Source organism: Saccharothrix sp. NPDC042600 (assembly GCF_040647305.1).
Classification (GTDB): Bacteria; Actinomycetota; Actinomycetes; order Mycobacteriales; family Pseudonocardiaceae; genus Actinosynnema; species Actinosynnema mutabilis.
The window spans coordinates 58279-72760 of record NZ_JBEZBW010000013.1; the positions used below are offsets into that span (position 1 = coordinate 58279).

A 14482-nucleotide genomic window follows, 5' to 3' on the forward strand; every position below is an offset into this window, starting at 1 on the left:
TAGATCAGGCGACCGGGTCCGGCACCGTGGCGAGGACCTGCTCGTAGACCAGCTCGTTGACCCAGCGGGTGGTGGCGGTGTCCTCGACGGGCACCGTCTCGTTGCGACCGGCCACGTCCACCGACAGGGCCGACTCCTCGTCCGCCAGCAGGACCGAGACGCCGTAGCGGCGCACGCGGGGCAGGCAGTTCGACAGGTAGTCGTGGGTCAGCGCCACCGACGACGGCAGCACGGCCGCCGCGTTGCCGAACCGCGCGAACGGCACGGCGGAGGCGAGCGCGGTCCGCCAGTGGCGGGCCACCGCGAGGACGCCGATGATGCGGACCGCGGCGGGCGGCACGCGGCCGTCCATCTCCGGCCACACCCAGGTGGACACGGTGGTGCGGTCGGTCTCCGGGCCGGCGCCCAGGCACACGCGCTCGGCGTGCGCGTCGGCGAGCAGCTCCGCGACGACGATGACCTTGCGGCCCATGAGGACCATCTCCGGCAGGACCACGCCGTGCCAGCCGAGGCGCACCGCCGCCGCCGCGGCGAGGTCCGCCGCGTCACCGGGCAGTTCGGGAACCGGGATCGCCGTGGCCGACAGCGCCCGTGCGTCGCCGGTGTCCGCGATCCGTGCTGGGGTGCTGCTCACGCCAGGGCCTCCTCGGCAACCACGGCGGGAGGACCGCCGCGTTTCGACTCGTGCTCTGCATAAGGCCTACCACCCGGGCACCCCGCCGTTCCCCGGCTCGCGGGGCCCCTGCGATCGACGGCGTCGAGCGGTCGGTAACCGGTCGAAACCCCGGACCGCGAGTTCGGCCCGGCGGTGCTGCCGTCCGGGTGACGTCGAGCGGGCGGAGCAGGCGAAAAACGTGCTCAGCGTGCACACCCCACGCACGCGCCGGCCCCGGAAGTGACGGCGCTCACCACACACCCCACCCCCCGACCGACCGCTCACCGATCAAAACCGACCGACCGCCCACCGCTCGTCGGCCCACGCGACCGGGAGGACGAAATCCGCGGGCGCTGGGCGGCGGGAAGGCGGGAGGAAGCGGCGGCGCGGGCGGAGTTCCGGTGGCCCGCGGGAGATCCGAGCACTGCGGGTGGGTGCCGGCGGAGCCGGGCGAGGTGGCGGGCCGCCTGCCGCGCGGAGGACGCGAGCCGGGCTGGCGGGCAGCTCGCAACCAGCGCACCCGGCGCACCCGCACCCCCTCGCGGCCGGCGCGCGGCGGGGGCGGCGCGGCTGGCGGGGGCGGCGCGGCTGGCGGGGGCGGCGCGGCTGGCGGGAGGCGGCGGGGGCGGGGCGGCTGGCGGGGGCGGCGGGGGCGGCGGGGGGCAGGCGGCGGCGCGGCCGGCAGGGGGCGGGGTGTCGGTCGGTTGAGGCCGGCGGGCCCGGCGGGACCTGCCGCCGGGCACCACCGCCGCGACCCGGGTGGGAGAGGTCCCCGGTCGCCTCGCCGGTGACCCGTCAACACCCCCATGATGACGGTCCGGCTCGACCCCGACTATGCCGCTCCCGCCGCCGTACCGGCAGGTCGTGGGCGTGGTCAGATGTGGTCAACCCGCTCGGCGCGCGTGAACGGGCACCTCGCCACCGATCACCATCCACCGCATGGAATCCCCGATCGTCGTGCACACCGACCCCGGCTTGGACGACGCGCTCGCCCTGCTCTACCTGTTCGCCGCGGGAGCCGACGTCGTCGCCGTCGGCAGCGTGCACGGCAACCTGCCCGCCGAGCCGGCCGCCCACAACGCGCTCCGGGTGCTCGAACTGGCGGGCCGCGGGGACGTCCCGGTCGCGGTCGGCGCGGACCGGTTGCGGGACGGCTCCTCCCCGCCGCCCGAGCTGAGCGGTCTGGTCGTGCACGGTCCCGACGGGCTGGGTGGGCGGTGCGGTCCTCCCCCGCTGCGCCGGCCGGTCGACGGGTCGGCCGCCGAGCAGCTGGTCCGGCTGGCCCGGGCGCGCCCCGGTGGACTCACCGTGCTCGAACTCGGTCCCCTGACCAACCTCGCCCTGGCGCTGGACCTCGAACCCCGGCTCCCCGACCTGCTGCGGCGCGTGGTGTGGATGGGCGGTTGCCTCGCCGCCCCCGGCGACGTCACGCCGTTCGCCGACGCCAACGCCTTCCACGACCCGGAGGCCGCCGAGCACGTGCTGGCCGCCGGGTTCCCGCTCACCGTCGTCCCAGTCGACGCCACCGCGCCGGCCACCGCCGACGAGCGCTGGCTGACCGCCGTCGAGACCGCGCCCGGCCCGGTCGCCCGGCGGGTCACCGCGTGGATGGGCCACTACGTACACACCCAGACCTCGGAGGACGGCGAGCGCCGGTGCCGCCTGGACGACGTGGTGGCCGCCGCGATCGCCCTCGAACCGGACCTGGCCCTGGTCACCGAACGCCTGGAGGTGACCTGCGAGACCACCGGCCACTGCCGGGGCCGCCTGCTCACCGACCGGCGCGCGATCCGGTTCGGCGTGACCCTGCCCCCGAGACGACCCGTGGACGTGGTCCTCGCCGCCCGCACCGACGTGGTGCTGGACCGGCTGCTGCGCGCGGTCGTGGGAGGTCCGGCAAGATCCTCGGCGTGAGGTGGACCGTGGAGCGGACCGGTGTCGACGTCGTCGCCGAGGCCGACCGCCGGGGCACCCCGCGCGGCCAGTTCTGGCCGTGGTTCGCGGCCAACGTGAGCGTCTACGGCGTCACCACCGGCGTCTACGTGGTCGCCGGCGGCCTGGGGTGGTGGCAGGCGCTGGTCGCGATCGTCCTCGGCGTGGCGCTGTCGTACCCGTTGCTGGGCCTGGTGGCGGTGGCCGGCGCCCGCGGCGGCGCGCCCACGATGGTCCTGTCGCGGGCGGCGTTCGGCGTGCACGGCAACCTCCTCCCCGGGGTGGCCAACTACCTCGCGCTGGTCGGCTGGGAGACCCTCGCGGTGACGCTCGGCGCGCTGTCCGCCCGGACCGTCCTGACCCGCCTCGGCGTCGCTCCCGGACCCGCGCTGGTGATCGGGTTCCTGCTGGTCGCGGGCCTGTCGATCGTGCTCGGCGTGTACGGCTACGACGTGATCATGCGGGTGCACCGGTGGATCAGCGTGGCCCTCGGCGTGGCCACGGTCGGGTACCTGGCGTTCGCGCTGCCCGGCCTCGGCCTCCCGGCGAGCGGCGGCACGGCCGGCATCGCGCACGGGGCCGCGCTGGTGGCCGCGGCGACCGGACTCGGCTGGGTGACCGGCGGCGCGGACTACAGCCGGTACCTGCCCCGCACGTCGCCGCCGCGGGCCGTCGCCGGGTGGACCGCGCTGGGCGGCGCGCTGCCGCCGCTGGTCCTGATGGCCGCGGGCGTCCTGCTCACCGCCGACCCGGACCTCGCCGCCGCCGCGGCCGTCGACCCGATCGGCGCGCTCGCCGCCCGCCTGCCGACGTGGTTCCTGCTGCCGTTCCTCGGCGCGGTCCTGCTCAGCCTGGTCGCCTCGGGGACGCTCGGCGTCTACTCGTCCGGCCTGACCCTCCAGGCGCTGGGCGTGCGGATCAGGCGACCGGTGACGGTGCTGGTCGACGGGGCGCTGGTGGTGGCGTTCGGCGGGTACGTGGTGTTCGGCGCGCCGGACTTCCTCGGGCCGTGGCAGACCTTCCTCACCGCGCTGGGCGTGATGGCCGCCGCGTGGGTCGGGGTGTTCGCCACGGACCTGCTGCTGCACCGCCGCGCCGGGTACGCGACCGTCGAGCTGGACGACCCGCGCGGCCGGTACGGGCGGGTCAACCCGGCCGGGGTCGGCGCGCTGGTCCTCGGCGCGGCGGCGGGGTTCGCGCTCGGCCCGGCGGTCGCGTTCGCGCTGGCCGCGGGGCTGTACGCGGCGCTCACCGCATCCGCTGGATGATCTCGTCGGCGCGCGGGTCGGAGAGCAGGTCGTAGAGCTCCCAGGCCGCCTCGCGCTCGCGGTTGCCGGGCAGGCCGGCCGCCTCCCGCAGGTCGGCCAGGCGCAGCAACGCGTCCGCCTCGCCCCGCCGGTCCCCGCCGCGCCGGAACGCCCGCACCGCCCGTTCGACGGCGTCCCGGTCACCGCCGCGCAGCGCCGCCAGCCGCAGCCACGCCCGCCCCTGGCCGTCGTGGATCTCCAGCTCCTCGAACAGCCGCAGCGCGGTCCGCGCCTCGTCCTCGGTCCCGGCGCGGGCGAGCAGCACCTCGGCCGTGCCCTCCCGGTCGCCGACCTCGGCGAAGATCCGCAGCGCCTCCTCCGCCGGCGCCGCCGCCGGGTCGCCCTCCTCCACCGCCAGGAACACCAGGCCGGCCAACGTCCACGCCTGCCCGTACCGGTCGCCGCGCCGCCTGCGGACCTTCAGCGCGTACTCCAGCCGGGCGCGGCTCGCCGCGAAGCACCGCTGCTCCTTGAACGCCATCGCGAGGTTCGTGGACACCCACGCGTCGGCCTCCGCGTCCAGCGCCCGGCGCGCCGCCCGCAACGCGGCCTCGTGCGTCTCCACCCACACCGACAGCGGTCGGCGCACCTGGAGCCAGTCCCACAGGACCACCGCCAACTGCCACGCCGGCGCCCACAGGCCGTGCCGGTGCGCGAGCCGGATCACCGGCGCGAAGTTCTCCGCCTCGGCGTCGCACCAGGCCAGCGCCTCCTCGTAGCCGGTGAACCGCAGCGGGGTGATGCCGGCCGCCTTCGGCGGGGTGAACGGGACGGCCCGGGTCGGCGCGAGCACCCGGCCCGCCGCCCGCGCGGTGTGGACGTACCACTCGGCCAACCTCCGGGCCGCCTCCACCTCGTCCGGTTCGGGCCGCTCCGCCGCGTACGCCCGGAGCAGGTCGTGCAGCCGGTACCGGCCGTCGGCGTGCTCGACCAGGTGCCCGGCGGCCAGGTCCTCCAGCAGGTCCGCCGCGTCGGTCCCGGCGAGCGCGGTCGCCGCGGCCACGCCGATGTGCGCGCCCCGGTACCGGCCGAGCAGCCGGAACAGCCGCGCCGCCGGGCCGGGCAGCTCGCGGTAGGACCAGCCGATGACCGCCCGCAGCGCGGTGGACTCGTCGCCGGTGTCCAGGCTGTCCAGCCGCCGCCGCTCGTCGGCCAGGCGGGCAGCGAGGTCGCGGCCGGGGTGCCGGGCCAGCCACTCACCCGCGATGCGCAGCGCCAGCGGCAACCCGCCGCACTGCCGCACGAGCACGTCGTCGGGCCGGCTGCCGGTGACGCTCGCCACCAGCTCCGCCGACTCCCCGGCGGTCATCGGGTGCACGGTGACGCGGGTGACGCCGGTCCGGACGGCGAGCCCGGTCAGCTCGCGGCGGCTGGTGACCAGGACCGCGCACGTCGCGGAACCGGGCAGCAGCGGCGTGAGCTGGTCGAGGCGGGCGGCGTTGTCCAGGACGAGCAGCACCCGGCGGCCGTCGAGCACCGACCGGAACAGGGTGGCGCGCTCGGACAGGCCGGCCGGGACGTCGCGCATGCCGAGGGCGGTGAGGAACTCCTCCAGCACGTCCGCCGGGTGCGCCGGGGCCTGGGCGGGCGAGAAGCCGTGCAGGTCGGCGAAGAGCTGGCCGTCCGGGTAGCGGTCCTTCACGTCGTGCGCGACGCGCAGCGCGAGGCTGGACTTGCCCACGCCCGGCGGACCCTCGACCACCACGACGCGCGGCGACCCGTCGGCCCGTTCGCCGTCCAGCGCGGCGCGGATGCGGCGCACCTCGTCCGCGCGCCCGACGAACGGGCTGACCACGGCGGACAGCTGCGCGGGGCGGCGGCGCAGCGCGGCGATCAACCGCCCGCCGGCGCCCAGCGCCCGGTCCACCTGCTCGGCGAGGTCGAGCTTGGGCGCGCGGCGACCGCGTTCGACGCCGGCGAGGTGGCTCGGGTCGTAGTTGGTGCTCTCGGCGAGCGCGCGGAAGGAACGCCCCTGCTCCTCGCGCAGCTGCTTCATGAGCTTGCGGAAGGTGTCGTGCTCGGGCGCGCTCAGCACCGCACCACCGCCGCGTAGTACGGGTACCGGTCACCGGGACCGGAGTCGTCGGCGAACAGGCACGGGACCGGGACGACCGGCGTGCCGGCCGGCAGCAGGGCGGCGACCTCGGCGCGGGTGCGCAGGGTCGGGCGGCCGGGCAGCAACGCCGCCACGGCGTGCAGTTCGGGGGCGGTGTCGGCGCTCGGGTGGCTCAGGACCAGGACGCTGCCCGGCGCGAGCCGCGCCAAGTAGTCGGCCACGAGTTCGGCGGGTCCGTCGGCGTCGGGCAGGTGCTGCAGCACCGACAGCATCAGCACCCCCACCGGTCGGGTGACGTCCACCAGGCCCAGGACCACTTCGGGGTCCCGCACGTCCGCTCGCAGGACGGCGACGTCGTCACGCCCCTCCGCCGCCAGCGTCGTGTGCGCGACCACGTCCGGGTCCACGTCCACGCAGGCCACGGGGCAGTCCACCAGCTCGAACACCGAGTCGTCCCGGGGCGCGCCGCACCCCAGGTCCAGCACCTGGCCGACCGCCGCCACCCGCGCCGCCGCCCGGCGGACGAACGCCCGGTGCTCCCGCTCCAGCCGGACCGGCAGCGGGGACCGCGCGGCCACCTCCTCGACCAGCCGCCGGTCGGGGTCGTAGTTCGCGATCCCGCCGAGGAGACCGTCGTGGACCCCGGCCATGGTCGGCTCGTCCAGTGTCACGGGCCCACCGTAGAGGGAGCGCCAAACGGTGCGACGAAGATCACTACGGCGGGCTACCGCACGACGAACGGACGCGGCCATCCGAGTGACGCAGATCACCGCCGGAACGGGTGGCGGGGGGACTCCCGCACAACGAGAAATCCCCCGCCTCCGAACTCGGAAGCGGGGGATTCCCGTTGCTGTGGGCGAGGGGGGAGTTGAACCCCCACGTCCTTTCGGACACACGGACCTGAACCGTGCGCGTCTGCCATTCCGCCACTCGCCCGGAGCGACGTGGAGAACACTAGCACGGCCTCCGTCCGGGTTACCAATTGCCCCGTGTACCGGCACGTCACCCCGGATACGATCGGTGCCAGAAGTCGACCGAGTCGGAGGGTTGCCGTGGGCCTCGTGGAGCGCTTTGAGCGCCGTCTCGAAGGCATCGTGGGCAACACCTTCGCGCGTGTGTTCGGCGGGAACGTCGTCCAGGAGGAAGTGATCCCCGCGCTCCAGCGCGAGGCGGAGGTCAACATCCGCGAACTGGCGGGCGGCCGGCTCCTCGCCCCGAACCACTACATGGTCCTGCTGGGTCCCCAGGACCACGATCGGCTTGCCGGTGACGGCCAGGATGAACTACGCATCACCCGTGCACTGGGGGACTCCATCCGGGAGTACCTGGAGGAGAGCGGATGGGATACCTATGGTGACGTCGTAGTCTCCTTGGAGCGCTCCGACGCGCTGCACACCGGACAGTTCCGAACCAGCTCGTCCGTCGACCCCGACGTGAAAGTTGCCAGCCGACGGTCAGCACCACCTCGCACAGGAGACGGATCGATGAGCCAGCCTCCCGGCTACGGACAACAGGGCCAGCCCGGCTACGACCCCTACGCGCAGGGCGGCTACGGCCAGCAGGGCTACGACCAGGGCTACGGCCAGCAGCAACCGGGTTACGACCAGGGCTACGGCCAACAGCAGCAGGGCTACGACCAGGGCTACGGCCAGCAGCCCGGCTACGGCGGCCAGCAGGGCTACGACCAGGGCTACGGCCAGCAGGGGTACGACCAGGGCTACGGGCAGCAGGGCTACGACCAGGGCTACGGCCAGCAGCCGGGTTACGGCCAGCAGGGCTACGACCAGGGTTACGGCCAGCAGGGGTACGACCAGGGCTACGGCCAGCAGCCCGGCTACGGCCAGGCGCCCGGCGGCTACCCGGACCCGTCCCAGGGCTACGCCCCGCCCGCCGTGCAGTCCGGCCCGCGCCAGCTCAACGCGACGCTGCACCTGGACGACGGTTCGAACCGCACCTACAACCTCAAGCAGGGCGGCAACGTCGTGGGTCGCGGCCAGGAGGCGGACTTCCGCCTGCCCGACACCGGCGTGTCCAGGAGGCACCTGGAGATCACCTGGGACGGGCACAGTGCCATGCTCGCTGATCTCGGTTCGACAAACGGCACCACGGTGAACGGCACTCCAGTGCAGACTTGGCAGCTCGCGGAAGGCGACGTCGTCCGCATCGGCCACTCCTCGCTGGTCTTCCGCACCCAGGGCTAGGGGTCGAAGCGGGCGGGTGACGGCGGAAGAGTCAGGAGCGGTTACAACCGGTGCCAGAGCTGGTGATGCAGCTGACCAGAGCGGGTTTCCTCGTCCTGCTCTGGTTGTTCGTGTTGGCTGCGCTGAGAGTGGTCCGCTCCGACCTGTACGCGGCGTCGGGACTGCGCGTTCCGACGCCCGGTCTGCGGAGAGGGACCGGCAAGGCCGGTAAGGGCGGCAAGGCGCCCCGGCAGCTCGTCGTGACGCACGGCGCGCTGGCGGGCACCCGCATCTCCCTGGACGGCAGGCCGATCCTGATCGGCCGCGCCGACGACTCGACGCTCGTGCTGGACGACGACTTCGCGTCGACCCGGCACGCGCGCCTGTCGCTGCGCGGCACCGACTGGTACGTGGAGGACCTGGGCTCCACGAACGGCACCTACCTCGACCGGGCGAAGGTCACGGCCCCACTCCGGGTCCCGCTCGGCACCCCGATCCGTATCGGCAAAACGGTGATCGAGCTGCGCACATGACCCTCGTCCTTCGATACGCGGCCCGCAGCGACCGGGGCCTGGTCCGCTCCAACAACCAGGACTCCGTGTACGCGGGCCCCCGCCTGCTCGCGCTCGCCGACGGCATGGGTGGCCACGCCGCGGGCGAGGTCGCCAGCAAGGTGGTCATCGCCGCCCTGGCCCCGCTCGACGACGACGAGCCGGGCGACGACCTGCTGGGCCAGCTCCGCGACGCGGTCATCGCGGGCAACGGCGCGATCTCCGAGCTGGTGCAGTCCGACCCCGACCTGGACGGCATGGGCACGACGCTCACCGCTGTCCTGTTCGCGGGCACCCGCCTCGGCATGGTGCACATCGGCGACTCGCGCGCCTACATGATGCGCAACGGCACGTTCACGCAGATCACGCACGACGACACGTTCGTCCAGTCGCTGATCGACGAGGGCCGGATCACCGAGGAGGAGGCCGCGACGCACCCGCAGCGGTCGCTGCTGCTGCGCGCCCTCACCGGGCACGAGGTGGAGCCGCGGCTGATGGTGCGCGAGGCCCGGCCCGGCGACCGGTACCTGCTGTGCTCCGACGGCCTGTCCGGCGTGGTCAGCATGGAGACCCTGGAAGAGGCCATCCGCATCCCGGACCCGCAGGCGTGCGCGGACCGGATGATCGAGCTGGCGCTCAAGGGCGGCGGACCGGACAACGTGACGGTCGTGGTCGCCGACGTGGTGGACATCGACTTCGGGGAGGACGCCCCGATAGTGGGCGGCGCGGCCGGTGACGGCAGCGAAGACCCACCACCCCCCGACTCGCCCGCCTCGCGGGCGAGTTCGATAACGGGGCCCCGACCGGTCCCGCAGCGCGTCGAGCCGCCGCAGCCGCCCCCGCGGCGGTCGCGCGGCGGGAAGGTCAAGGCGCTGCTGCTGGTCGTGTTCGTGCTCCTGCTGCTGGTCGCGGCCGGTCTGGGCACCCGCTGGTACGTGCTGCGCCAGTACTACGTGGGCGCCGCGCCGGACGGCCAGGTGTCGATCTTCCGCGGGGTCACCGGCAGCATCTTCGGCTTCGACCTGCACAGCCTGGTCGAGGGCTCGTGCCCGCCGGGCGCGCAGGCGTGCGAGCCGATCACCGTGGACGACCTGAAGGTGGCCACGCGGGACGTGGTGCGCAACGGCATCACCGACGTGGACGGCCTGGAGGGCGCGCGCGAGGCGATCCGCCGCCTGCGCACCGAGCAGACGCTGCCGCTGTGCCCGAAGGAGCAGCCGACCACCACCACGACGACCGCACCCCAGCCGGGTCTGGACCCGTCCGCAACCACCGCGGCGCCGCCGACGTCCACCACTCAGGAGGGCACGCCGCTGCCCACGCCCGTGCAGAAGCCGGGCACGGACTGCCGGAAGGGTCAGTAGACGCATGGGTTCGCCGGTCCCCGGCGCGGAGGGCACGCCGCTCTCGGCGGCGAGCAGCACCTCGCCGGGTCTGAAGCCGCCCACGCGGCGGAGCAGCGAACTCTTCCTGCTCGCGTTCGCGGCGGGCCTGGTGACGATCGCGCTGATCCTGGTCGAGGCGAACCAGGAGCAGGAGCTCACCATGCGCATCGTGTGGTTGGGCCTGGCCTACCTGGGCGTGCTCACCGTCGCGCACCTCGCGGTGCGCAAGTGGGCGCCTTACGCCGACCCGGTGATCCTGCCGTGCGTGGCCCTGCTCAACGGCCTGGGCCTGGTCATGATCCACCGCATCGACCTGGCCAAGGAGGGCGACACGCTGCCCGGCGGCGGCGTCTGGTCGCCCGCCGCGCCCAAGCAGGTGCTGTGGACGGCGATCGCGCTGGTGCTGTTCTGCATCGTGCTCGCGGTGCTGTCCGACCACCGCACGCTGGCCCGCTACGGCTACACGTTCGGGTTCCTCGGCCTGGTCGCGCTGGTGCTGCCCGGTGTGCTGCCCAGCTTCATCGCGCCGGAGATCAACGGCGCGAAGATCTGGTTGAGCTTCGGCGCGTTCTCCATCCAACCGGGTGAGTTCGCGAAGATCCTGCTGATGGTGTTCTTCGCCGCGTTCCTGGTGTCCAAGCGCGAGCTGTTCACCGCCGCCGGGCGCCGGGTGCTGGGCCTGGACCTGCCGCGCGCCCGCGACCTCGGGCCGCTGGTCGCCGCGTGGGCGGTCGGCGTGAGCATCATGGTCCTCCAGAAGGACCTCGGGTCGTCGCTGCTCTTCTTCGGCATCGTGCTCGTACTCCTGTACGTGGCGACCGAACGCGCGGCGTGGGTGGTGCTCGGCGTGGGCATGTTCTGCGTCGGCGCGGTGGTGGCGTGGCGGCTGTTCGGCCACGTGCAGATCCGCGTGCAGAACTGGCTGGACCCGTTCGCCGACCCGTCGGGCAAGGGCTACCAGATCCTGCAGTCGCTGTTCGGCCTGGGCACCGGCAACATGTTCGGCGCCGGCCTGGGCGGCGGGCGGCCGGACGAGATCCCCGAGGCCAACACCGACTTCATCACCGCCGTGATCGGCGAGGAGCTGGGCTTCGTCGGCCTGTCCGCGGTGCTGGTGCTCTACACGGTGCTGGCGCTGCGCGGCATGCGCAACGCGCTGGCCGTGCGCGACACGTTCGGCAAGCTGCTCGGCGGCGGCCTGTCGTTCGCGATCGCCTTCCAGATCTTCATCGTCGTCGGCGGCGTGACCAAGCTGATCCCGATGACCGGCATCACCGCGCCGTTCCTGTCCTACGGCGGCTCGTCGCTGCTGGCCAACTACATGCTGGTCGCGTTGCTGCTGCGGATCTCGGACGCGGCGCGCGCGCCGAAGACGACGCCGAAACCGCGCCCGCAGCAACCCGCGATCGCCGACCAGTTCACTGTCATGGTGGAGCGTCCCAAATGAACACACCGCTCCGCCGCGTCGGCCTCGCCATGATGGTGATGATGTTGCTGCTCCTGGGCAACGCCACCTACGTGCAGGTCATCAAGGCCGACGACTACCGCAAGAACCCGCTGAACCGGCGCGTGCTGCTCGACCAGTACTCGCGGGAGCGCGGGCAGATCATCGCCGCCGACGGCACGCCGATCGCGACCGTGGAGAAGACCACGGACCGGCTGCGGTACCTGCGCAAGTACGCCAACGGCCCGGCGTTCGCGCCGGTGACCGGCTTCTTCTCCACCACCTACGGCACGTTCGGCCTGGAGCGGGTCGAGGACGACCTGCTCAACGGCTCGGACGACCGGCTGTTCGCGCGCCGCGTGTCCGCCCTGATCACGGGCCGGGACCCGAAGGGCGGCAGCCTCCAGCTCACCATCAACGCGGCGCTGCAGCAGGTCGCCTACGAGAAGCTGCAGGGCGTGACCGGCTCGGTGGTGGCGATCCGGCCGCAGACCGGCGAGATCCTCGCCATGGTGTCCACGCCGTCCTACGACCCGAACCTCCTGGCCAGCCACGACGTGGACGAGCAGGAGAAGGCGTGGCTGGAGTACACCGCCGCGGACGGCCCGCAGCCCACCCGCAACCGGTCGGTGGCCGAGATCTACCCGCCCGGGTCGACGTTCAAGCTGATCGTGGCCGCCGCCGCCCTGGAAGAGGGCGCGAACAAGGAGACCCAGGTCGACGGCCGCCCGGTGATCACCCTGCCGGGCACCGAGCAGCCGCTGCCCAACTTCAACGACACGACGTGCGGCAACGGCGTCACCGCCACCCTCCAGGAGGCGCTGGCCAAGTCGTGCAACACGGCGTTCGCTGTGCTCGCCGACCAGCTCGGCCCGGAGAAGCTGCGCAAGAAGGCCCGCGAGTTCGGGTTCGACGACGCCGAGCTGACCGTCCCGCTGTCGGTGGCCACCTCGACGATGGGCCCGATGCCGGACAAGCCGTCGGTGTACCAGAGCGGCATCGGCCAGCGGGACGTGCGGGTGACCCCGCTGCAGAACGCGATGATGGCCGCCACCATCGCCAACGGCGGCGCGCGCATGAAGCCGCACTTCGTGCAGAAGATCCTCGCCCCCGACCTGTCGGTGATCAGCGAGACCAAGCCCGACGAGCTCGACGAGGCGATGGACCCCGACGAGGCGGCGCTCCTGCGCGACATGATGGTCGAGTCGGAGAAGAACACCGGCGGCACCGGCAAGCTGTCCGGGGTGACCATCGCGTCGAAGACCGGCACCGCCGAGCACGGCGCGAAGGTCAGCGAGAACAACCCGCACGCCTGGTACGTGGCGTTCGCGCCGGCCGACAAGCCGGAGATCGCGATCGCCGTGATCGTCGAGAACGGCGGTCAGCAGGGCCTGTCCGCGACCGGCGGCCGGGTGGCCGCGCCGATCGGCCGCGCGGTCATCGGCGCGTACCTCGGGAGCCGCTGATGCTGACCTCCGGCCAGTTGCTCGCCGAGCGGTACCGCCTGTCCCGGCGGATCGCGGTCGGCGGCATGGGCGAGGTCTGGGAGGCCGCGGACACCCGGCTGGACCGCAAGGTGGCGGTCAAGGTGCTCAAGGCGGAGCTGTCCGGGGACTCGGAGTTCCTCAACCGGTTCCGCATCGAGGCGCGCACGACCGCGTCGCTGAACCACCCGGGCATCGCCGCGGTGCACGACTACGGCGAGACCGCGTCGATCCCGGACGGGCCGGAGGACACCGCGTACCTGGTGATGGAACTGGTCGAGGGCGAGCCGCTGGCGGCGATCATCGCCCGCGGCCGGCTCGGCGCGGACCGCACCCTGGACCTGCTGGAGCAGGCGGGCAACGCGTTGCAGGCCGCGCACGAGCGGGGCCTGGTGCACCGGGACGTGAAGCCCGGCAACATCCTGGTCACCCCGACCGGCAAGGTGAAGATCACCGACTTCGGCATCGCCAAGGCCGCCGACGCCGCGCCGGTCACGCACACCGGCATGGTGATGGGCACCGCGCACTACATCGCGCCGGAGCAGGCCCTGGGCCACGCCGCCGAACCGGCGAGCGACGTCTACGCGCTGGGCGTGTGCGGCTACGAGTGCCTGACCGGGCACCGGCCGTTCCTGTCCGAGAACGCGGTGACCGTCGCGATGATGCACATCCGGGACGTCGCGCCGCCGCTGCCGCCGGACGTGCCGCCGGGGCCGCGCGCGCTGATCGAGGCGACCCTGGTCAAGGACCCGCGGCAGCGCTACCGCAACGGCGGCGAGTTCGCGGCGGCGGTCAGCGCGGTGCGCAACGGCCAGCCGCTGCCGGTGCCGACGGGCCTGGCCATGGCGGTGGCGCCACCGCCGCCGGCGTTCACCGGCGCGCAGGTGACCCACCCGGGCATCCCGGTCACCCACCCCGGCTCGCGGCCGGGCATGCAGCCCGTGCCGCCGGTCAACACTCCGCGCACGGGCGCTTTCGGTCCGTTGCCGCCGCCCCCGCGACCACCGGGGCGCAACCGCGCGCTGCTGTGGGTTATGGTCGCTGTGCTGGTGGCCGTGCTGCTGGTGCTCGGCGTGGTCCTCCTGCGCGCGATGGGTGACGACGAAGTGCCGAGCGGCACGGGCACGACCCCCTCCAGCGGGACGAACCAGGTGGGCGCCACGAGTGCCCGCACCTCGCCGCAGGACTCGACCGACCGGATCCCCGGCACCCCGAAGGTCACGATCACCGAGTCCGACTTCGTCGGCAGGCCTGCCGACGAGGTGGTGAGGAAGCTCGACGGGTACGGCCTGGAGCCCGAGGTGCACGCCGACCAGGGCGGTGCGCCGCGGGACGCGAAGCGGTGCCTGGTGTCGGACGTGAGCCCGACCGGTGAGGTTGCGATCGGCTCACGGGTGACGGTGACGTGTGTACCGACGTGACGGCGGAACGGTACGAAGGCGGACGGAAGCGATGGCAGGACCGTTGACGAGGAGCGGGACGAAGCAC

Annotated in this window: 11 protein-coding genes and 1 tRNA gene; 8 read left to right on the plus strand and 4 right to left on the minus strand. The window is 73.7% G+C overall.

Annotation, left to right across the window (positions count from 1 at the left end; all coding sequences use genetic code 11):
* Positions 1 to 4: 4 nt before the first annotated feature.
* Entirely contained in the window at positions 5 to 634 is a 630-nt protein-coding gene (locus AB0A74_RS12100) for a hypothetical protein (protein ID WP_343933759.1), read from the minus strand.
* Positions 635 to 1594: 960 nt separating this feature from the next.
* On the opposite strand from AB0A74_RS12100, the gene AB0A74_RS12105 reads away from it, so the two are divergent.
* Together AB0A74_RS12105 and AB0A74_RS12110 are read left to right on the plus strand one after the other, a co-directional pair.
* A complete protein-coding gene (locus AB0A74_RS12105; RefSeq protein ID WP_358248846.1) occupies positions 1595 to 2569 on the plus strand; it encodes a nucleoside hydrolase in 975 nt (324 codons plus the stop codon).
* Positions 2566 to 3855 carry a cytosine permease gene (locus tag AB0A74_RS12110; protein ID WP_358248847.1) on the plus strand — a complete coding sequence of 430 codons (1290 nt, stop codon included), beginning with the start codon at positions 2566 to 2568 and terminating at the stop codon, positions 3853 to 3855. The genes AB0A74_RS12105 and AB0A74_RS12110 overlap by 4 nt, the downstream gene beginning before the upstream one ends.
* Here the strand turns inward: AB0A74_RS12110 and AB0A74_RS12115 are convergent.
* The 3 genes from AB0A74_RS12115 to AB0A74_RS12125 form a co-directional block, all read right to left on the minus strand.
* Positions 3836 to 5929: an AAA family ATPase gene (locus AB0A74_RS12115; protein ID WP_358248848.1), complete on the minus strand. Its 2094-nt coding sequence runs from the start codon at positions 5927 to 5929 to the stop codon at positions 3836 to 3838. The genes AB0A74_RS12110 and AB0A74_RS12115 overlap by 20 nt on opposite strands.
* Positions 5923 to 6621 (minus strand): SAM-dependent methyltransferase, encoded by a 699-nt coding sequence (locus AB0A74_RS12120; protein WP_358248849.1) that lies wholly within the window; start codon positions 6619 to 6621, stop codon positions 5923 to 5925. Before AB0A74_RS12120 ends, AB0A74_RS12115 begins: the two co-directional genes overlap by 7 nt.
* 182 nt (positions 6622 to 6803) lie before the next feature.
* Positions 6804 to 6886, minus strand: a tRNA-Leu gene (locus AB0A74_RS12125).
* Positions 6887 to 7002: 116 nt separating this feature from the next.
* Here AB0A74_RS12125 and AB0A74_RS12130 point away from each other — a divergent pair.
* Genes AB0A74_RS12130 through AB0A74_RS12155 form a run of 6 tightly spaced genes read left to right on the plus strand, consistent with a single transcriptional unit; the run spans position 7003 to position 14415 of the window.
* Complete coding sequence (locus AB0A74_RS12130; protein WP_358248850.1) at positions 7003 to 8151, plus strand: DUF3662 and FHA domain-containing protein; 1149 nt, start codon at positions 7003 to 7005, stop codon at positions 8149 to 8151.
* A gap of 50 nt (positions 8152 to 8201) precedes the next feature.
* Positions 8202 to 8663, plus strand: coding sequence for an FHA domain-containing protein (locus tag AB0A74_RS12135; protein ID WP_309110043.1), 462 nt, complete (start codon positions 8202 to 8204; stop codon positions 8661 to 8663).
* Entirely contained in the window at positions 8660 to 10045 is a 1386-nt protein-coding gene (locus tag AB0A74_RS12140; protein ID WP_358248851.1) for a protein phosphatase 2C domain-containing protein, read from the plus strand. Before AB0A74_RS12135 ends, AB0A74_RS12140 begins: the two co-directional genes overlap by 4 nt.
* Positions 10046 to 10049: 4 nt before the next feature.
* On the plus strand, positions 10050 to 11513 hold the full coding sequence (locus AB0A74_RS12145; protein WP_358248852.1) for an FtsW/RodA/SpoVE family cell cycle protein: 1464 nt from the start codon (positions 10050 to 10052) through the stop codon (positions 11511 to 11513).
* Positions 11510 to 12976 (plus strand): penicillin-binding protein 2, encoded by a 1467-nt coding sequence (locus AB0A74_RS12150; RefSeq protein WP_358248853.1) that lies wholly within the window; start codon positions 11510 to 11512, stop codon positions 12974 to 12976. Before AB0A74_RS12145 ends, AB0A74_RS12150 begins: the two co-directional genes overlap by 4 nt.
* Positions 12976 to 14415 carry a serine/threonine-protein kinase gene (locus AB0A74_RS12155; protein WP_358248854.1) on the plus strand — a complete coding sequence of 480 codons (1440 nt, stop codon included), beginning with the start codon at positions 12976 to 12978 and terminating at the stop codon, positions 14413 to 14415. Before AB0A74_RS12150 ends, AB0A74_RS12155 begins: the two co-directional genes overlap by 1 nt.
* Positions 14416 to 14482 lie beyond the last annotated feature (67 nt).

Bases quoted from the DNA above. Each gene is read 5' to 3' on its own strand.
- AB0A74_RS12155 (WP_358248854.1), top strand. From the start codon at position 12,976: ATGCTGACCTCCGGCCAGTTGCTCGCCGAGCGGTACCGCCTGTCCCGG.
- AB0A74_RS12105 (WP_358248846.1), top strand. From the start codon at position 1,595: ATGGAATCCCCGATCGTCGTGCACACCGACCCCGGCTTGGACGACGCG.
- AB0A74_RS12145 (WP_358248852.1), top strand. From the start codon at position 10,050: ATGGGTTCGCCGGTCCCCGGCGCGGAGGGCACGCCGCTCTCGGCGGCG.
- AB0A74_RS12150 (WP_358248853.1), top strand. From the start codon at position 11,510: ATGAACACACCGCTCCGCCGCGTCGGCCTCGCCATGATGGTGATGATG.
- AB0A74_RS12140 (WP_358248851.1), top strand. From the start codon at position 8,660: ATGACCCTCGTCCTTCGATACGCGGCCCGCAGCGACCGGGGCCTGGTC.